Annotated in this window: 17 protein-coding genes; 9 read left to right on the forward strand and 8 right to left on the reverse strand. The window is 67.2% G+C overall.

What is annotated here, in order from left to right:
- Window positions 1–34: 34 nt before the first annotated feature.
- Entirely contained in the window at window positions 35–889 is an 855-nt protein-coding gene (locus DFO47_RS13035; protein ID WP_133831905.1) for a prephenate dehydratase, read from the forward strand.
- On the opposite strand, the gene DFO47_RS13040 is transcribed toward DFO47_RS13035, so the two are convergent.
- Window positions 862–2,790, reverse strand: a complete 1,929-nt coding sequence (locus DFO47_RS13040; protein WP_133831976.1) for an FAD-binding monooxygenase — start codon at window positions 2,788–2,790, stop codon at window positions 862–864. The genes DFO47_RS13035 and DFO47_RS13040 overlap by 28 nt on opposite strands.
- A 230-nt stretch (window positions 2,791–3,020) precedes the next feature.
- On the opposite strand from DFO47_RS13040, the gene DFO47_RS13045 reads away from it, so the two are divergent.
- The 7 genes from DFO47_RS13045 to DFO47_RS13075 all read left to right on the forward strand — a co-directional run bounded on the left by DFO47_RS13045 (window position 3,021) and on the right by DFO47_RS13075 (window position 11,165).
- Window positions 3,021–4,514, forward strand: a complete 1,494-nt coding sequence (locus DFO47_RS13045; RefSeq protein ID WP_133831977.1) for a fumarylacetoacetate hydrolase family protein — start codon at window positions 3,021–3,023, stop codon at window positions 4,512–4,514.
- Window positions 4,507–5,187: a GntR family transcriptional regulator gene (locus DFO47_RS13050; RefSeq protein ID WP_018760764.1), complete on the forward strand. Its 681-nt coding sequence runs from the start codon at window positions 4,507–4,509 to the stop codon at window positions 5,185–5,187. The genes DFO47_RS13045 and DFO47_RS13050 overlap by 8 nt, the downstream gene beginning before the upstream one ends.
- Window positions 5,188–5,208: 21 nt before the next feature.
- Window positions 5,209–6,720 carry a 5-carboxymethyl-2-hydroxymuconate semialdehyde dehydrogenase gene (hpaE, locus tag DFO47_RS13055; protein ID WP_133831906.1) on the forward strand — a complete coding sequence of 504 codons (1,512 nt, stop codon included), beginning with the start codon at window positions 5,209–5,211 and terminating at the stop codon, window positions 6,718–6,720.
- A gap of 30 nt (window positions 6,721–6,750) precedes the next feature.
- Window positions 6,751–7,836, forward strand: coding sequence for a 3,4-dihydroxyphenylacetate 2,3-dioxygenase (gene hpaD / locus DFO47_RS13060; RefSeq protein WP_018760762.1), 1,086 nt, complete (start codon window positions 6,751–6,753; stop codon window positions 7,834–7,836).
- A gap of 2 nt (window positions 7,837–7,838) precedes the next feature.
- Window positions 7,839–8,624, forward strand: coding sequence for a 2-oxo-hept-4-ene-1,7-dioate hydratase (gene hpaH, locus DFO47_RS13065; protein ID WP_133831907.1), 786 nt, complete (start codon window positions 7,839–7,841; stop codon window positions 8,622–8,624).
- Entirely contained in the window at window positions 8,609–9,430 is an 822-nt protein-coding gene (locus DFO47_RS13070) for an HpcH/HpaI aldolase/citrate lyase family protein (RefSeq protein WP_208294401.1), read from the forward strand. The genes hpaH and DFO47_RS13070 overlap by 16 nt, the downstream gene beginning before the upstream one ends.
- Window positions 9,431–9,755: 325 nt before the next feature.
- The gene (locus tag DFO47_RS13075) at window positions 9,756–11,165 is read left to right on the forward strand and encodes an aldehyde dehydrogenase family protein (protein WP_133831908.1); all 1,410 of its coding nucleotides are present in this window, start codon (window positions 9,756–9,758) and stop codon (window positions 11,163–11,165) included.
- A 60-nt stretch (window positions 11,166–11,225) separates the two neighbouring features.
- On the opposite strand, the gene DFO47_RS13080 is transcribed toward DFO47_RS13075, so the two are convergent.
- The 6 genes from DFO47_RS13080 to DFO47_RS13105 all read right to left on the reverse strand — a co-directional run bounded on the left by DFO47_RS13080 (window position 11,226) and on the right by DFO47_RS13105 (window position 16,559).
- The gene (locus tag DFO47_RS13080) at window positions 11,226–11,612 is read right to left on the reverse strand and encodes a hypothetical protein (RefSeq protein ID WP_133831979.1); all 387 of its coding nucleotides are present in this window, start codon (window positions 11,610–11,612) and stop codon (window positions 11,226–11,228) included.
- A 181-nt stretch (window positions 11,613–11,793) separates the two neighbouring features.
- A complete protein-coding gene (locus DFO47_RS13085) occupies window positions 11,794–12,219 on the reverse strand; it encodes a helix-turn-helix transcriptional regulator (RefSeq protein ID WP_018760757.1) in 426 nt (141 codons plus the stop codon).
- Between the two features lie 15 nt (window positions 12,220–12,234).
- Entirely contained in the window at window positions 12,235–13,206 is a 972-nt protein-coding gene (locus tag DFO47_RS13090) for a DnaJ C-terminal domain-containing protein (RefSeq protein WP_026264353.1), read from the reverse strand.
- 285 nt (window positions 13,207–13,491) lie between these two features.
- Window positions 13,492–14,184, reverse strand: a complete 693-nt coding sequence (locus DFO47_RS13095) for a nucleotide exchange factor GrpE (protein WP_133831909.1) — start codon at window positions 14,182–14,184, stop codon at window positions 13,492–13,494.
- Window positions 14,185–14,186: 2 nt separating this feature from the next.
- Complete coding sequence (gene dnaK, locus DFO47_RS13100; RefSeq protein ID WP_133831910.1) at window positions 14,187–16,058, reverse strand: molecular chaperone DnaK; 1,872 nt, start codon at window positions 16,056–16,058, stop codon at window positions 14,187–14,189.
- 177 nt (window positions 16,059–16,235) lie between these two features.
- On the reverse strand, window positions 16,236–16,559 hold the full coding sequence (locus tag DFO47_RS13105; protein WP_109045519.1) for a helix-turn-helix transcriptional regulator: 324 nt from the start codon (window positions 16,557–16,559) through the stop codon (window positions 16,236–16,238).
- 96 nt (window positions 16,560–16,655) lie between these two features.
- On the opposite strand from DFO47_RS13105, the gene DFO47_RS13110 reads away from it, so the two are divergent.
- Window positions 16,656–17,960, forward strand: coding sequence for an MFS transporter (locus tag DFO47_RS13110; protein WP_133831911.1), 1,305 nt, complete (start codon window positions 16,656–16,658; stop codon window positions 17,958–17,960).
- Window positions 17,961–18,020: 60 nt separating this feature from the next.
- On the opposite strand, the gene DFO47_RS13115 is transcribed toward DFO47_RS13110, so the two are convergent.
- Window positions 18,021–18,314 carry a hypothetical protein gene (locus tag DFO47_RS13115; protein ID WP_018760751.1) on the reverse strand — a complete coding sequence of 98 codons (294 nt, stop codon included), beginning with the start codon at window positions 18,312–18,314 and terminating at the stop codon, window positions 18,021–18,023.
- Window positions 18,315–18,349: the final 35 nt, after the last annotated feature.

An 18,349-nucleotide genomic window follows, 5' to 3' on the forward strand; every position in this document is an offset into this window, starting at 1 on the left:
GGAGCTGGCGCCGGGGCGTGAAACCATACGGATCATGGCCTCCAAGATTGCGTACCAGGGTGAGCCCGGCGCCAACTCCAATATCGCGTGTCAGCAGATGTTTCCCGACGTCGAAAGCGTGCCGTGCGCCAGCTTCGAGGACGCGTTCGAACTGGTGACCACCGGCGAGGCCGACCTGGCCATGATCCCGATCGAGAACTCCATCGCCGGCCGCGTGGCGGACATCCACATCCTGCTGCCGCAGTCCAACCTGCAGATCGTGGGCGAATACTTCCTGCCCATCCACTTCGACCTGCTGGGCATCCCCGGCAGCACCATCGAAGCGGCTACGGAAGTCCACAGCCACATCCACGCCCTGGGCCAGTGCCGGAAGCTGATCCGCGAGCACGGCCTCAAGCCCGTCATCGCCGGCGACACCGCCGGGTCCGCCCGGGAAGTTGCCGAGTGGAACGATCCCCGCAAGCTCTCCTTGGCTCCCCCGCTGGCGGCACAGATCTACGGCCTCGAGGTGCTGGCCTCGCGCGTGGAGGACGACCCTTCCAACACCACCCGCTTCGTGGTCCTGGCCCGGGAAACGGCACTTCCGGCCAAGGAGGAGCTGCCCGGACCGGCGGTGACCAGCTTCGTGTTCCGCGTCCGCAACGTCCCCTCCGCGCTGTACAAGGCGCTGGGCGGCTTCGCCACCAACGGCGTCAACATGACACGGCTCGAGAGCTACATGGTGGGCAACGAATTCGCGGCCACCATGTTCATGGCCGACGTGGAAGGCCACCCCGAGGACCTGCCGCTGAAGCTGGCCCTCGAGGAACTGGACTTCTTCACCACCGAGGTTCGGATCCTCGGCGTGTACCCGGCCGCGGACTACCGGGCTGCGGCAGCCACCGCCTGACGCGGTACCTGCGCGGGTGCCGGGCGGTTTAGCAAGGGCCCGAAGAACGCACCCAGCTCCGCCGTTGCGGTGAGCGGCAGGACGTTGGCCACGTACTGGTCGGGGCGGACCACCACCACGGCGCCGGCACGGTCGATGCCGCGCGCCTCGAAGATGTCCGCCTTGGGGTCCGTGGCGTACACCTTCTCGTAATCGGTCAGCTTGAAGGGGCCCACCAGGGGCTTGAACACGGCGGGCACGGCATTGATGTCGACGGCGGTGTGCGGCTGCTGGTAGATGACCTTCAGGTCGAACCACGCATCCAGGTCGGCGCCGGCGGGCGTGGCGGCCAGCGGGGACTCCGGCGAGTTCGCGAACCACTCGGCGAGCAAGTCCGTGGCGGAACCGGTGCCGGGCAGCGCGGGATCGGCGAAAACGTAGATCCGCCACCGTCCGTCCGCCGTGGCGTGGTGGCCCAGGTGGATGGGGTTCGTGTCCCCCACGCGGACCACAGGTGCGGACTTGAAACGCTTGCCCACGGGGAAGCCTGTGGCCAGGTCTTGGTGGTCGGTGCCGCCAACAATCAGCGACGGCGCGTACTGGGTCATGAACCCGGCCGGGAACTCGGCGGTCTGGACGTAGAAGTCCTCAAGGTCGGAGGGGTGCTCGAACTCCTCCGGCTTCTTGGCCATCATGGTGGACCATTCCTTGTCGAAGTCGATGAGGTTCTTTGCCACCACCTGGCGCTCCTCCGAGTAGGTGGAGAGCAGGCTTTCCGGGCTGCGGCCCTCGAGGACGTGCCCCAGCTTCCAGGCGATGTTGAAGCCGTCCTGCATGGAGACGTTCATGCCCTGGCCGGCCTTGGCGCTGTGGGTGTGGCAGGCGTCGCCGGTGATGAAGACCCGCGGGGTTCGCGTGCCGCGGTCGGCCGGCAGGACGTCGTCGAACCGGTCCGTGAGGCGGTGCCCCACCTCGTACACGCTGTGCCACGCAACGTTCCGCACGTCCAGCGTGTACGGGTGCAGGATGGCGTTCGCCTTGGCGATGATCTCCTCGATGGTGGTGTTGCGGATGGAGTGCTGGCTGTTCGGGTCTACTTCCCCCAGGTCCACGTACATGCGGAAGAGGTGGCCTCCTTCGCGCGGGATGAGCAAGATGCTGCCCTCGGCGCCCTGGATGGCGCATTTGGTCCGGATGTCCGGGAAGTCGGTGACGGCGAGGGTGTCCATGACTCCCCAGGCGTGGTTGGCCTGGTCCCCGGCGAGCGTGCAGCCGATCGCCTGGCGGACCTTGCTGCGGGCGCCGTCGGCGCCCACGACGTATTTGGCGCGGACTACCCGCTCCTGTCCCTCCTTGGGGCCGGAGGTGTGGACCAGCCGCACGGTGACCGGGTAGTCACCCTCGCCGGTGACCTCCAGTCCTTGGAAGTCGTAACCGTAGTCGGGCTTCATCCGGGTGGGTGCGTTGGCCATGTACTCGGCGAAGTAGTCCAGCACGCGCGCCTGGTTCACGATCAGGTGCGGGAACTCGCTGATGCCCATTTCGTCATCCACGGCGCGGGCGGTGCGGATGATGTTGGCGTGGTTGGCGGGGTCCGGCTTCCAGAAGGCCATTTCGGTGATCCGGTAGGCCTCGGCGATGATGCGCTCCGCGAACCCGAACGCCTGGAAGGTCTCCACGCTGCGGGCCTGGATTCCGTCCGCCTGGCCGATGGCGAGCCTGCCGGGGCGGCGTTCGATGATGCGGGTGCTCACGTTGGGGAACATGGACAGCTGCGCGGCGGCGAGCATTCCCGCCGGACCGGTGCCCACGATGAGAACGTCCACTTCCTCGGGGGGGTCCTCGGGGCGGTTCAGGCCGACGCCGGCCGCCGGTTGGACGCGGGGGTCGCCGGATACGTATCCGTGGTGGTGGAACTGCACGGGATGCCTCACTTCGTTGTGGATGATGATCTCCGCATGTGTTCTATATGAGAACTGGAGATTCGATAATAGAAAATCAGGAGCCTGGTTTCCACTGTACGCCGGATGTGACGCGGGCGACAAGTACCGCCGGGGACGCCCGCGTACCAGCGGAATTCCGGGGGTTGACGGACGCGGCAGCATGCGTGATAGTGATCGTATACGATTTCGTACCTGATGAGGAGAAGGCTTTGGAGCAGGTCAACGGCGACACCCTGGCAGCAGCCCGCAAGGTGGTCGCGGTGCACATCAACTACCCCAGCCGCGCTGCCCAGCGGGGCCGCACGCCGGCGCAGCCGTCCTACTTTCTCAAGCCTTCGAGCTCGCTGGCCCTGAGCGGAAGCCCCGTGGAGCGCCCGGCCGGCTGCGAACTGCTCGGCTACGAAGGCGAAATTGCGCTCATCATCGGCAAGGCCGCCCGCCGCGTTTCGATCGAGGACGCCTGGAGCCACGTTGCCGCCGTCACCGCCAGCAACGACCTCGGCGTCTATGACCTGCGCTGGGCGGACAAGGGCTCCAACCTCCGGTCCAAGGGCGGCGACGGGTTCACCCCCGTGGGCCCGGCACTTCTTCCGGCAGACGCCGTCGACCCTTCAAAACTTCGCATCCGCACCTGGCACAACGGTGAACTGGTCCAGGACGACACCACCGGGGACCTGCTCTTCCCCTTCGCCCGCCTGGTGGCGGACCTGTCCCAGCTGCTCACCCTCGAAGAAGGGGACCTCATCCTTACCGGCACCCCGGCAGGGGCGTCCGTGGCGAAGCCCGGCGACGTCCTGGAAGTGGAAGTGGAGACTATCGACGGCAGCCTCAGCACCGGGCGGCTGGTCACCACCGTTGAGGAAGGCACGACGACGCTCGCCGACTTTGGTGCCCAGCCCAAGGTGGATGACCTGCAGCGGGAGGAAGCCTATGGCTCCCGCGAGGCCGCCGGGCTGGCACCCGTTGCTGAACAAGCCCAGGCTCCTGCCGCCGTCGCGCCGGCCCTGTCCCCGGAGCTGAAAGCCAAGCTCGAATCCGTTGCCACCGCCACGCTGTCCTCACAGTTGCGTAAGCGCGGCCTTAATAACGTCAGCATCGACGGCCTTCAGGGCACCCGACCGGACCGCCGCGTGGTGGGCCTGGCCCGGACCCTGCGCTATGTTCCCAACCGCGAGGACCTCTTCAAGATCCACGGTGGCGGCTTCAATGCCCAGAAACGCGCCATCGATTCCGTCAACGAGGGCGAAATCCTGGTGATGGAAGCCCGCGGCGAAAAAGGCACCGGCACGGTGGGCGACATCCTGGCCCTGCGCGCCCAGGTCCGCGGCGCCGCAGCCATCATCACCGACGGCGGCGTCCGCGACTACACCGCGGTAGCCGGCCTGGACATGCCCACCTGGTTCGCCAACCCGCACCCGGCCGTGCTGGGCCGCCGGCACATCCCGTGGGACACCGACATCACCATCGCCTGCGGCGGCGCCACTGTCCAGCCCGGCGACATCATCGTGGCCGATTCCGACGGCGTCCTGGTGATCCCGCCCGCCATCGCCGAAGAACTCGTTGAGGACTGCATCCAGCAGGAAAAGGAAGAAGCCTTCATCTTCGAGATGGTCAAGCAGGGCAACAGCGTTGACGGGCTCTACCCGATGAACAAAGAGTGGCAGGCAAAGTACAAGGCATGGGAAGGGCAGGCCAATGACTGACACGGCCACCGACCTCCCCGCTGCCACTCCCGGCAGCAAGTCCGAGCAGGCATACCAGGCCGTCAAGGCCCGCATCGTGGAAGGCACTTACACGCCGGGCTACCGCCTGGTCCTGGGTTCCATTGCGAAGGACCTCGGCGTCAGCGTGGTCCCGGTCCGGGAAGCCATCCGCAGGCTCGAAGCCGAGGGCCTGGTGACGTTCGAGCGGAACGTCGGCGCCACCGTGGCCGGCATCGACCCCACCGAATACCTCTACACGATGCAGACCCTGAGCATCGTCGAGGGTGCCGCCACAGCCCTCTCGGCCCCGCTGATCGACCCGGCGGCCATCGCCCGGGCCCGCGCCGTGAACCAGGAAATGCGCGAGTGCCTGGACCACTTCGACCCTGTCCGGTTCACCCGGCTGAACCAGGACTTCCACAGCGTCCTGTTCGAGCACTGCCCCAACCCGCACATCCTGGACCTGGTGCACCGCGGCTGGAACCGGCTCGCCTCGCTCCGGTCCTCCACCTTCCGCTTTGTCCCCGGCCGCGCCCGCGACTCCGTGGAGGAACACGAGAACCTGCTGAAGCTCATCGAAACAGGCGCGGACGCAGAACAGATCGAAAAGGCGGCCCGGCTCCACCGCTCCGCCACCCTGGACGCCTACCTCGCCCAGGCCAACAACCCCTGACCCCCAGATAGGACTTCAACGATGACGACCTCGGTAGAAACCAGCACGCACTATGTCCCTGAGGACCTGCCCACCCATATCCAGCACTTCATTAACGGGAAGTTCGTGGACTCCGTGGGCGGGGCGACCTTCGACGTCCTGGACCCGGTGTCCAACCGGAACTACGCCACCGCCGCCGCCGGCCAGAAAGAGGACATCGACCTCGCCGTCGCCGCGGCCCGCGAAGCCTTCAAGAACGGCCCATGGCCGAAGATGAAGCCCCGGGAACGCGCCCGCATCCTGAACCGGATCGCCGACGCCGTCGAGGCCCAGGAAGCCCGGCTCGCCGAACTGGAAACGTTCGACACCGGCCTGCCCATCACCCAGGCCAAGGGCCAGGCCCTCCGTGCGGCGGAGAACTTCCGGTTCTTCGCGGACCTGATCGTGGCCCAGTTCGACGACGCCATGAAGGTCCCCGGCTCGCAGATCAACTACGTCAACCGCAAGCCGATCGGCGTGGCCGGCCTCATCACCCCGTGGAACACGCCGTTCATGCTGGAGTCCTGGAAGCTCGCCCCGGCCCTGGCCACCGGCAACACTGTGGTCCTCAAGCCCGCCGAGTTCACCCCGCTGTCCGCCTCCCTGTGGGCCACCATCTTCAAGGATGCGGGCCTGCCGGACGGCGTCTTCAATCTGGTCAACGGGCTCGGCGAAGAAGCCGGCGACGCCCTGGTCAAGCACCCGGATGTTCCCCTGATTTCCTTCACCGGCGAGACCACCACGGGCCAGACCATCTTCCGCAACGCCGCCGCGAACCTGAAGGGCCTCTCCATGGAGCTCGGCGGCAAGTCCCCCTGCGTCGTCTTCGCCGACGCCGACCTGGACGCCGCGATCGACTCCGCCCTGTTCGGAGTCTTCTCCCTCAACGGCGAGCGCTGCACCGCCGGCTCACGCATCCTGGTGGAGCGCGCCATCTACGACGAATTCTGCGAAAAGTACGCCGCCCGGGCAAAGAACATCGTGGTGGGCGATCCGCACGACCCCAAGACCCAGGTGGGCGCCCTGGTCCACCCCGAGCACTACCAGAAGGTGGCCTCCTACGTGGAGATCGGCAGGTCCGAAGGCCGGCTCCTGGCCGGCGGCGGCCGCCCCGACCACCTGCCCGAAGGCAACTACATCGCACCCACGGTGTTCGCCGACGTCGCCCCTGACGCCCGGATCTTCCAGGAGGAAATCTTCGGACCCGTCGTGGCCATCACCCCGTTCGAGACCGACGAGGAGGCACTCGCCCTGGCGAACAACACCAAGTACGGGCTCGCCGCCTACATCTGGACCCAGAACCTGACCCGCGCCCACAACTTCTCGCAGAACGTCGAAGCCGGCATGGTGTGGCTGAACAGCCACAACGTCCGCGACCTGCGCACCCCCTTCGGCGGCGTCAAGGCCTCCGGCCTGGGCCACGAGGGCGGCTACCGCTCCATCGACTTCTACACCGACCAGCAGGCCGTGCACATCACGCTCGGCACCGTCCACACCCCCAAATTCGGCGCCTAGCCAGCCCCCTTTCAAAGAAGAGAGACTCCCATGACCAACTTCGTTCCCACCCCCACCGTCCCGGCACCGGACATTGTCCGCTGCGCCTACATGGAGATCGTGGTCACCGACCTCGCCAGGTCCCGCGAGTTCTATGTCGACGTCCTGGGCCTGCACGTCACCGAGGAAGACGACAACGCGATCTACCTGCGGTCCCTGGAGGAGTTCATCCACCACAACCTGGTGCTCCGCAAGGGACCCATCGCCGCCGTCGCCGCCTTCGCCTACCGGGTGAAGTCCCCCGCCGAGGTGGACGCCGCCGAGGCCTACTACCGCGAACTCGGCTGCCGGGTGGAACGCCGCAAGGACGGCTTCACCAAGGGCGTGGGCGACTCCGTGCGCGTGGAGGACCCGCTGGGCTTCCCGTACGAGTTCTTCTACGACGTGGAGCACGTGGAGCGGCTCACCCAGCGCTACGACCTCTACTCCGCCGGTGAACTGGTCCGCCTGGACCACTTCAACCAGGTCACCCCGGACGTCCCGCGCGGCCGGGCATACCTGGAGGACCTGGGCTTCCGCGTCTCCGAGGACATCAAGGATGCCGACGGCGTCACCTACGCCGCCTGGATGCACCGCAAGCAGACCGTCCATGACACCGCCCTGACCGGCGGCAACGGCCCGCGCATGCACCACGTCGCGTTCGCCACGCACGAGAAGCACAACATCATCCAAATCTGCGACAAGATGGGCGCCCTGCGCATCAGCGACCGGATCGAACGCGGCCCCGGCCGCCACGGCGTGTCCAACGCGTTCTACCTCTACATCCTGGACCCGGACGGCCACCGCATTGAGATCTACACCCAGGACTACTACACCGGCGACCCGGACAACCCCACCATCACCTGGGACGTCCACGACAACCAGCGCCGCGACTGGTGGGGCAACCCAGTGGTCCCGTCCTGGTACACCGAGGCCTCCCTGGTCCTGGACCTGGACGGCAACCCACAGCCGGTCATCATCCGCGAGGAAAAGTCCGAAATGGCCGTCACCGTGGGCGCCGACGGCTTCTCCTACACCCGCAAGGACGGCTCGCCCGAAGGCGACCGGACGGGCTTCAAGCTGGGAGTCCAGGTCTAGCCATGCTGGAGCCCACGACGATTGAGGCCATCGCGGACGAGCTGGTGGAAGCCGGCCGGACCCGCACCCCTGTCCCCCGCCTGACCGCCCGGTACCCGGAGATGACGGTGGAGGATTCCTACGCGGTGCAGCAGCTCTGGCGGCGCCGCAACGAGGACGCCGGCCGGACCCTGGTGGGGCGCAAGATCGGCCTCACGTCCAAGGCCATGCAGGCCGCCACCGGCATCACCGAACCGGACTACGGCGCCATCTTCGATGACATGGTGCTGGAGACCGGCTGCTCCGTTCGGTGGGACCAGTACACCCACCCGCGGGTGGAGGTGGAGCTGGCGTTCGTCCTCAAGGACGGACTCAAAGGCCCGGGCGTGACCATCTTCGATGTCCTGAAGGCCACGGACTACGTGGTTCCGGCCCTCGAAATCCTGGACTCCCGGATTGAGATGGAGGGCCGGACCATCGTGGACACCATCGCGGACAATGCCGCCATGGGCGCCATGGTGATCGGCGGCAACCCGGTCAAGCCGGACGCCGTGGACCTCCGCTGGGTCTCCGCCATCCTCTACAAGAACCAGACCGTGGAGGAAACCGGCGTGGCCGCCGGCGTCCTGGACCACCCCGCCAACGGGGTCCACTGGCTGGCCAACAAGATCGCCGCGCACGGGGACTCGCTCAAGGCAGGCGACATCATCCTGGCCGGGTCCTTCACCCGTCCGCTCTGGGTCTACAAGGGCGATACGGTACACGCCGACTACGGACCCCTGGGAGCTGTGACATGCCGCTTCGAATAGAAGACACCTTCCGCTCCGCGCTGGCCGCGCAAAGGCAAAAGGGAAAGGCAGGCCGGCCACTGGCCGGGATGTGGGTGTGTTCCGGCAGCCCGCTGGTGGCCGAGCTCTGCGCGGGTGCGGGCCTGGACTGGCTCCTGGTGGACGCCGAGCACAGCCCCAACGGGCTCGAGTCCATCCTGGGGCAGCTGCAAGCCATCCACGGCTACCCGGTGCACACTATGGTCCGGCCGCCCGTGAACGACACCGTGGTGATCAAGCAGTACCTGGACCTCGGCGTGCAGAACCTGCTGATCCCCATGGTGAATTCGGTGGCGGAAGCCGAAGCCGCGGTGGCGGCCACCCGGTACCCGCCCCAGGGCGTCCGTGGCGTGGGGTCCGCCCTGGCCCGTGCCGCCCGTTGGAACCGGGTCCCGGACTACCTCGCCCGGGCCAGCGGGACCATCAGCGTCACCGTCCAGATTGAATCGACGGCGGCCGTCGAGGCTGTGGAGGACATCCTCAAAGTCGACGGCGTGGACGCCATCTTCGTCGGCCCCTCCGACCTCGCCGCCTCCATGGGCCTGCTGGGACAGCAGGAACACCCCGAGGTGCGCGCCGCCGTCGAACACTGCCTGTCCGTTGCCAAGGCGGCCGGGAAACCCGGGGGCGTCAACGCCTTCAACCCCGACACCGCCCAGCACTACCTGGCGTGTGGCGCGGACTTCATCCTGGTCGGCGCCGACGTCGCCCTCCTGGCCCGCGGCTCCGAAGCCCTCGCCGCCAACTACATCAAACCCGTCGACGGCGACACCCCTGCCAGCTACTGACGTCTGTTCCCCAAGGATTTCTTTCATGACAGTGGCTTCTGCGCTTCCCCGGTAGGTTGCGAGCCCGCCAACAACACCGAATACCGAAGGGGCGGCGGCGTCACGCACGGCAGCCTTTAGGGCCAACTTCGGTGGCGGGACCCAGGAAACACGGGGTCGCGCCACTGTCTGTTGCGCAAAAACGTGCTTGGCGTTACATTGCGTTCGCTGCCGTCCAAGGGCTCTGCGCACACAGACAAGAGCGGGACGGGGCTCTCAACCAGACTGGGAGCAACCCGCTATGCCGCCCGGCTGGCGCCCTTGACTACTCGAAGTGGAGTACCCCTTGGAAACCTACGATGCGCTCCTCGCGTCCATTGCCCCCGCTGCCGGCGCCGGCCGGACCATCCTCGATCCGGCCACGGGCCAGCCGGTCGGCGAAGCTCCCGTCCACGGCCTCGACGACCTTGAAAGCGCCGTGGCCGCGGCCGTCGCCGCGCAGCCGGCCTGGGCTGCGCTGGGCCATGAGGCCCGGTCCGCTGCGCTCCTGAAGGCAGCAGACGCCGTCGAGCGTTCCGCCGAGGAACTGGCCCGGTTGCTCTCCCGTGAGCAGGGCAAACCACTGAACGGCCCCAACGCCCGGTTCGAGGTGGGCGCCTGCGTGGCGTGGCTGCGTGCCACGGCCGGCCTGCCGCTGGAGCCGGAAACCATCGTGGACGACGGCGAAACCCGGGCCGAGCTGCATTACCGGCCCATCGGCGTGGTGGGCGCGATCGGGCCTTGGAACTGGCCCATGATGATCACCGTCTGGCAACTCGCGCCCGCACTGCGCATGGGCAACGCCATCGTGGTGAAGCCCTCCGAGTACACACCGCTTTCCGTCCTGGCGCTGGCCAAGGTCATTAATGAGGAACTCCCGGAAGGCCTCCTGACCGTGGTCTCCGGCGGCCGCGACGTCGGCGCCCGGCTGGCCGAACACCCGGCGATCGGCAAGGTCATGTTCACCGGCTCCACCGCCACCGGCCGGGCCATCATCAAGTCCTCCGCGGACACCGTTAAGCGGCTCACCCTGGAACTGGGTGGAAACGACGCCGGCATCGTCCTGCCCGACGCCGACCCCAAGGCCATCGCCCAGGACATCTTTTGGGGCGCCTTCATCAACACCGGCCAGACCTGCGCCGCCCTCAAGCGCCTTTACGTCCACAGCGACATCTACGACGCCGTCTGCGAGGAACTCACCGCCGTCGCCAAGGCCATGCCGATGGGCAACGGCCTGGACGAAAACAACGTGCTGGGCCCGCTGCAGAACAAGGCCCAGTACGACGTCGTCGCGAACCTCGTGGAGGCGGCAAAGGCTTCCGGCGCACGCATCCTGCTGGGCGGGAACCCGGACACCGGCCGGCCCGGGTACTTCTACCCCACCACCCTGGTGGCGGACATTGACAACGACAACCCGCTCGTCGCCGAAGAACAGTTCGGCCCCGCCCTGCCAATCATCCGCTACAGCACCATCGACGAAGCAGTGGAGAAGGCCAACGCCCTCGACGTTGGACTGGGCGCCTCGGTCTGGTCCCGGGACCTGGCCGCCGCGCGCGAGGTGGCCGCCCGCATCCAGGCCGGGACCGTGTGGATCAACCGGCACGGTGCCGTGGATCCCCGCATCCCCTTCGGCGGGGCCAAGCAGTCCGGCTACGGCGTCGAATTCGGCGTGGAAGGGCTCAAAGCACTCGGGGTACCGCAGGTCATCAACGGCTGAGGTTGAAGCGGGAGCCCGGCACGCAGGTTGCCGATGCCGGGCTCCCGGGGCTTTGCGGGGCTATCCCAGGGCCGGGGCGGCAGCGGTCCGGCTGGCGAACTGCCGGCGGGCCCAGCGGGCGAGCTTCCTGCCCTTGCCTTTCCACCAGTTGTCCTCGTCCTGGTTGTGGTGGAACCGGAAGACGATGGCCACCAGCACGAACATGCCCATCACCACATCCACCCAGGAGGCCATCACCAGGGCCACGAAGACCGTCAGTGCGTTGGCGACGATGGACGGGATGGCCAGTGTCCGGAACACGGTACTGGCCACATAGCGGCGGTGCGACCTCGGGACGGACAGTTCGCGGACCATGTCGAAGCAGACGCAGACCACCACAATGGTCTGCCCCAGGGCCAGGAGCATCTGGCCCTGCATTGAGCCGCTGAATGCCGCGACGGACTCCATGCCCGGGCTCATGGCCGGGCCTTGCGGTTGACACCGTTGCTGACTGCACCAAACACGGAAAACCCCCAGAACTTGCGGAACCACCGCCGCTGATCCGGCGATGGTTCCATTCAAGGTTCGGGAGGCTTTGGGGTCACGAGTAGTGGGTACTCTAGTTTTCGCAGGGACCCAACCGCTGTACTTACTTGCCGATGGCGCGCGGCCGCCACAGCATGACGGCCTGCGACCGTGGCCGGGGCCGCTGCCCGCGGGAAAGGCTCACGACGTCGCCGGCGGCACCAGCCGCGAAGATGCGCGAGTCCACGGCCCGCGGCCGGCGCCCCAGTTCCTCGGTGAGTTCCGCGATCCGGCTCTGGAGGGCAGCCACCTGGTTTTCAAGTTCCAGGATGCGCTTGATGCCCTCCAGCGAGACCCCCTCCTGGGACAGCCGCTGCACCTCCCGCAGCATGTTGACGTCGCGCTGCGAGTAGCGCCGGGACTTCCCGGGGGCACGGCTCGGCTTGACGATGCCGAGCCGGTCGTATTGCCGCAGCGTCTGCGGGTGCATGTCTGCAAGCTCGGCCGCCACGGAGATCACGAAGATCGGCTGGTCAGCACTGATGTCCACGGCTCACCTCCGCTCCTAGAGCCGGGCCTTGGCTGCCAGGCCCTCACGGACGTCCGCCGACGACGTCGCCTCGGCGAACGCCCTGACCGCAGCTTCGGCGTCCTTGTTGAGATTCTTGGGAACGGCGACGTCGATGGTCACCAGCAGGTCACCGGTCGCCTTGGACGTCTTTACGCCTTTGCCCTTGACCCGCAGCGTGCGGCCCGACGGCGTTCCTGCCGGAACACGGACCTTGACCTTGTCGCCGTCAATGGTGGGAACTTCGATGTCCGCGCCCAAGGCAGCCTCGGGGAAGGTGACAGGGACGTGGATGCGGAGGTTGTCGCCGTCGCGCGTGTAGAACGCATGCGGCTGGACCGCGACGGACACCACCAGGTCACCGTTGCCGGCCGCACCCGGCTGGCCCTTGCCGCGGACGCGGACCTTCTGGCCGTCCTTGATGCCGGCGGGGACACGGACGTCGATCACCTCGCCGCTGGGCTCGCGCAGGCCGATAGTGGTTCCGCGGATGGAACCGGCAAACGAGATGCTGGTGGACGCGGTGCGGTCGGCGCCCTTCTGAGGCGTGCGCTGGAAGCCGGGGGAACCACCGAAGCCGCCGAACAGGTCTGCGAACTCGGGCGGGATGCCGCCTGCGGACGGGTTGAACCCGCCCGAGTGGCGCCCGGTGTTGCCCGTGAAGAGGCCACCGAACATGTCCTCGAACCCGCCGTTGGGGGCGCCGGCGCCGCCGGGGGCAAAGCGGGCTCCGCTGCCCATGGCGCGAATAGCGTCATACTGCTGGCGCTCGTCCGGGTCCGAGAGCACCGAGTAGGCCTCGGAGATGTCCTTGAACTTCTTCTCGGAAGCAGCGTTCCCGGCGTTGGTATCAGGGTGGTGCTGCCGCGCAAGCTTCCGGTAGGCCTTCTTGATGTCGGCTTCGGAAGCGTCCTTGGCAACACCAAGGATCTTGTAAAAATCCTTGTCCACCCAATCCTGGCTAGCCAATGGCGTTTCCTTTCTTAAACAAAACCTAAGTGCCCGGCGGGGCGACGCTCCGCTGGGTAGGGGGCCGTGCCCGCTTCGCGGTGCCCGCCACGCCGCGGCCCCCTACCCAGCTGCGCTTCGCTTGCTCCCACCTTAGGTGAGACAACCGCTGAGCGCCGGACGGATCAGGGGGCCCGGGAGTGGCATCGGGCCTGCCGGAGGTGGGTGGCGGAGGATCGCAGATCCTTCGCCACCCACCGTAGGGGCGGGGCCCCCTTATCCGTCCGGCGCGTCTACGAGAGCAACCTAGGCCGGAACGGCCACAATCACCTGGGCGGCGCGGAGCACGCGGTCTCCTGATTTGTAGCCGGAGCGGAGGACCTGGCTGACGGTGTCAACCTCGATGTCCTCGCCGGGCTGCTGGATCAGGGCTTCGTGGATCGTGGGATCGAACTCCACGCCGGTCTCGTTGATCCGGACCAGGCCGTAGGTCTTCAGCGCGTTCTCCAGCTTGGTGGCGATCGCGGCGAAGGGCCCGTCGGTGAGGTCGCCGTGCTGCCGTGCGGCGTCGACGTCGTCCAGGACCGGGAGCAGGGAGTTCAGGACGCCGATGACGGCCATCTCCCCGGCCACGGCGCGGTCCCGTTCAACCCGCTTGCGGTAGTTGACGTACTCGGCCTGGAGGCGGAGCAGGTCGTTGCGCAGTTCGGCGGCCTCTGCGTTGCCGGCGGCGGCCGGAGCCCCCTGGGCCACGGATTCCTCTGCGGGCACGTCCACCCCGTTGAGGATTTCCTCTGCCTGGGCCAGTGCGTCGCCATCGGAATCGGCAGCGCCCTGCTGGTGGCCGGCGCTTGAAGCGTGGCCGCCTTCGGGGTGCCGGGCCTGGCCGGTCACCGGGTCAACCTTGCGGTTGTCCCGGATGACCGGTTCGCCGTTGCCCTGCTTGGCGTCATGGTTCGCGGATGAGTTGTGCTCTTCCTCGTTACCGTGGTGCGGCATGGCTACTTCTTCGCTTCGTCTTCGTCGATGATCTCGGCGTCGACGATGTCCTCATCGGCCTTGCTGCCCGCAGAGGCACCGGCGGCACCCTCGGCACCGGCAGCGCCGGCACCGTCCGGCGAACCGGCCTGCGAGTAGATGGCTTCGCCCAGCTTGGTCTGCGAGGCCTGCAGCTTCTCGAACGCGGCCTTCACGGCGGCGTCGTCCGTGCCTTCGAGGGCCTTCTTGAGGCTGTCGACGTCGCCCTGGACCTCGGTCTTGACCTCTTCGGGCAGCTTGTCCGCGTTGTCGGCGATCAGCTTGTCCACGGAGTAGGCGAGCTGCTCGGCCGTGTTGCGGGTGTCGGTTGCCTCGCGGCGGGCCTTGTCCTCGGCTGCGTGCTCCTCGGCGTCCTTGACCATGCGGTCAATGTCTTCCTTGGAGAGGCTGGAACCACCGGTGATGGTCATGGACTGTTCCTTGCCGGTGCCCTTGTCCTTCGCGGAGACGTGGACGATGCCGTTGGCGTCGATGTCGAAGGTGACCTCGACCTGGGGGACGCCGCGCGGAGCCGGCGCGATGCCGGTCAGTTCGAACGTGCCCAGCGGCTTGTTGTCGCGGGTGAACTCGCGTTCGCCCTGGAAGACCTGGATGGCCACGGACGGCTGGTTGTCGTCCGCCGTGGTGAAGGTCTCGGACCGCTTGGTGGGGATGGCGGTGTTCCGCTCGATCAGGTGCGTCATGACGCCGCCCTTGGTTTCGATGCCGAGGGAAAGCGGGGTGACGTCGATGAGCAGGACGTCCTTGCGCTCACCCTTCAGCACGCCGGCCTGCAGGGCGGCACCGACGGCAACGACCTCGTCCGGGTTGACGCCCTTGTTGGGCTCCTTGCCGCCGGCCAGTTCCTTGACCAGCTCGGAGACGGCGGGCATACGGGTGGAGCCACCGACCAGCACGATGTGGTTGATGTCGGAGAGCTTGATGCCGGCTTCCTTGATGACGTCGTGGAACGGCTTCTTGGTGCGCTCCAGCAGGTCCTTGGTGAGGTCCTGGAACTTGGCGCGGGTCAGCTGCTCGTCCAGGTGGACCGGGCCGTCGGGGGTGACGGAGAGGTACTGGAGGGAGACGTTGGTGCTGGAGGAGGAGGAGAGTTCCTTCTTGGCCTGCTCGGCAGCTTCGCGGAGGCGCTGCAGGGCAATCTTGTCCTTGGAGAGGTCGATGCCCTTGACCTTGAGCTGGTTGAGCAGGTAGTCAACAACGCGCTGGTCCCAGTCGTCGCCGCCCAGGCGGTTGTCACCGGCGGTGGCGCGGACCTGGATGGTGGAGAAGTTGTCTTCGTCCTTGCCGACTTCCAGCAGGGAGACGTCGAAGGTACCGCCGCCGAGGTCGAAGACCAGGATGAGTTCGTCTTCCTTGCCCTTGTCCAGGCCGTAGGCGAGGGCTGCCGCGGTGGGCTCGTTGACGATGCGCAGGACGTTCAGGCCTGCGATTTCGCCGGCTTCCTTGGTGGCCTGGCGCTCGGCGTCGTTGAAGTAGGCCGGGACGGTGATGACGGCGTCGGTGACCTTTTCGCCCAGGTAGGACTCGGCGTCGTTCTTCAGCTTCATCAGCGTACGCGCGGAGATTTCCTGCGCGGTGTACTTCTTGCCGTCGATGTCCACCTTCCAGTCAGTGCCCATGTGGCGCTTGACGGAGGCGATGGTGCGGTCGATGTTGTTGACGGCCTGGCGCTTGGCGATTTCGCCGACCAGGACTTCGCCGGACTTGGAGAATGCAACGACCGACGGCGTGGTGCGGCCACCCTCGGCGTTGGCAATAACGGTGGGCTCGCCACCTTCGAGAACGGAGACGACGGAGTTGGTGGTTCCGAGGTCGATACCTACTGCACGTGACATGTGTTGCTTCCTTCTTTCCTTGGAAACTGGGTGGCGCCCAATGATTGAGCGTTCTGGACTCAACTTTACTCAGGCACCACCAGATGTCAACACAACTTGAGTGAACTACGCTCAACTTTGCTCACGGCGTACAAGAAGGGCGGACGACGGCGGCCCGTCGCCATCGGCGCGGGGGCTTCAGTCGCGGGCGGGCGCATCCAGCACCGCCGCAAGCAGTCCGGGGAACCGCGCCTCGAGATCCTCCGTGCGCAGGGTCAAACGGCGGCCGCGGCCGTTAGCCTCGTTGCGGATCACGCCGGCCTCGCGCAGCACCTTCATCAGGTGGGACTTGGTGGACTTGGGCATGTCCGGGTTGCTCAGGGCACACTCGGCCATGTCAAGGGGGCCGGCGCGAAGCTGGCGCGCGATCTCCAGCCGGTCCGGGTCACTCAGGGCAAAAAGCACACTGGGCAACTGGAGGTCCGCGCGTTCGGGATGGGGAAGGTTCGCCGGTGTAGCCACAGTTCGACTTTAGTTGAACCATTAGCGTCACTGCCAGTAGGCTGAGGTTTCGACTATTTTCGAACCAAATTCACCCTACGCAGAAGGCGGCACGTTTTGACGCACTCCCCCGCAGCCCGGCCCCAGGAGGCACGCCGGCGGCTGGGCTTTGCCCTGATCGCGGCTGCCACGGCAGCGATGATGGCCGGAGCCAGCGCGCCGTCGCCTTTCTACCCCACACTGCAGGAGCAGCTGCACCTGCTGCCCGTGGCAACCACCGGGATCTTTGCCGTGTACGCCGTGGCCCTGCTGGCAGCCCTGCTGGTCTTCGGCTCGATTTCGGACCACTTGGGCCGCAGGCCGGTGATCAGCGCAGCCTTCATCCTGCTCGCCTCCAGCGTCACGGCCTTCCTGGTTGCCGATTCGCTGGCCATGCTCCTGGTGGCCCGCGTACAGCAGGGCATCGCCAGCGGCATCCTGCTGACCACGCTCTCTGCCGCGATCGCGGACCTGGAAGCAGAGGATGACCCGGGCTCCAGTGCCGCCTGGAACACCGTGGCGCCGCTGGGCGGCCTGGCACTGGGCGCCCTGGCATCCGGTCTGCTGCTGGACCTGCTGGCTGAGCCGCGCACGCTGGTGTTCGTTTCGCTGACCGTCCTGTACATGGTGTTCGCCGCACTGGTGTGGGCCGCCCCCGAAACCTCGCCCCGGACGCCCGGGGCAGCGGCCTCGCTCAAGCCGCACCTGACCCTGCCACCCGCCGCACGCCGCGGATTCGTCACCGGCGCCCCGGCCGTCTTTGCCGGCTGGGCCACGGGCGGGCTGTACCTCTCGCTCGGCGCCGCGATCGTCCACGCCACATTCGGCATCCGGGAGCACCTGTGGCAAGGCATGGTGATCACCATCCTGGCAGGCACCGGAGCAGCCACTGCTGCAGTCCTGCACCGCTTCGGAGCCCGTACCATCACCATTTTCGGCACCTCGGCTTTGGCCTTGGGAACTGCGCTGTCCCTGCTGGCCATCGGCCTGGGCTCGTTTGGCCTGTTCCTGGCTGCCGTAGTGGTGGCGGGAGCAGGTTTTGGCACGGCGTTCATGGGCGTGATCCGGTCCATCAGCCCCCTGGTCGAGGACCACGAACGCGCCGGCACCTTCGCCTCGCTCTTCGTGGTGGCATATACGGCTTTCGGCGTTCCAGCAGTGCTGGCCGGCCTGCTGGCCCCCGTGCTGTCCCTCCCGGTCACCACCTACGCGTATGGCGGGCTGGTGACGGTCTTGGCCGCGGTGGCTGCGATCAGCCGCGCCCGCAGCAGCGACGTCGAACCGGCCGGGGACGCCACAGTGGCGGCACCGGACGCCGGGAACCACTCGGGCAGCACGGAAGACGTCGCCGCAGGAGCGGTTCCGGAATCCGCGGGCCGCTAGCCGCGCCGTTGCGATAAATGGGCGAAGCGGGCCGCACAGGAAGCGGCCCGGGAGGGGTCCTTACCGGTCGGAGTCCGGGCGGCCGTGCAACGGTCCCCGGTCCTCCGCGGTCGACTGGACCTGGCCGTCGGTCAGGCCGTCGCGGATCGCTTCCTCCGTGCGCGCGCCTCCCGTGGTTCCGGCGTCGCCGTAGTTGCCTTCCTCGTATTCGCCGTCGGCTTCGCGTTCCGGCTCGTTGATGGTGCCCGCGGCGCCGTAGTCCCCGTCCACGTACTGACCACCTTCCCCTTCCAGGCCCGGGGCGCTGCTGCCCTTGCGTGGTTCCTCGGCTGCAACTTCGGGGTTCTCAGTCATGGTGCATCTCTCCTTCGAGGCTCCGCGTCCGTGCG

Origin of the sequence: Arthrobacter sp. AG258, assembly GCF_004364695.1 — a bacterium.
GTDB lineage: Bacteria > Actinomycetota > Actinomycetes > Actinomycetales > Micrococcaceae > Arthrobacter.

Coding starts and splice junctions, on each gene's coding strand:
- DFO47_RS13035 (WP_133831905.1), top strand. CDS start 35: ATGGCCTCCAAGATTGCGTACCAGGGTGAGCCCGGCGCCAACTCCAAT.
- DFO47_RS13050 (WP_018760764.1), top strand. CDS start 4,507: ATGACTGACACGGCCACCGACCTCCCCGCTGCCACTCCCGGCAGCAAG.
- hpaE (WP_133831906.1), top strand. CDS start 5,209: ATGACGACCTCGGTAGAAACCAGCACGCACTATGTCCCTGAGGACCTG.
- hpaD (WP_018760762.1), top strand. CDS start 6,751: ATGACCAACTTCGTTCCCACCCCCACCGTCCCGGCACCGGACATTGTC.
- hpaH (WP_133831907.1), top strand. CDS start 7,839: ATGCTGGAGCCCACGACGATTGAGGCCATCGCGGACGAGCTGGTGGAA.
- DFO47_RS13070 (WP_208294401.1), top strand. CDS start 8,609: ATGCCGCTTCGAATAGAAGACACCTTCCGCTCCGCGCTGGCCGCGCAA.
- DFO47_RS13080 (WP_133831979.1), bottom strand. CDS start 11,612: ATGGAGTCCGTCGCGGCATTCAGCGGCTCAATGCAGGGCCAGATGCTC.
- DFO47_RS13095 (WP_133831909.1), bottom strand. CDS start 14,184: ATGCCGCACCACGGTAACGAGGAAGAGCACAACTCATCCGCGAACCAT.
- dnaK (WP_133831910.1), bottom strand. CDS start 16,058: ATGTCACGTGCAGTAGGTATCGACCTCGGAACCACCAACTCCGTCGTC.
- DFO47_RS13115 (WP_018760751.1), bottom strand. CDS start 18,314: ATGACTGAGAACCCCGAAGTTGCAGCCGAGGAACCACGCAAGGGCAGC.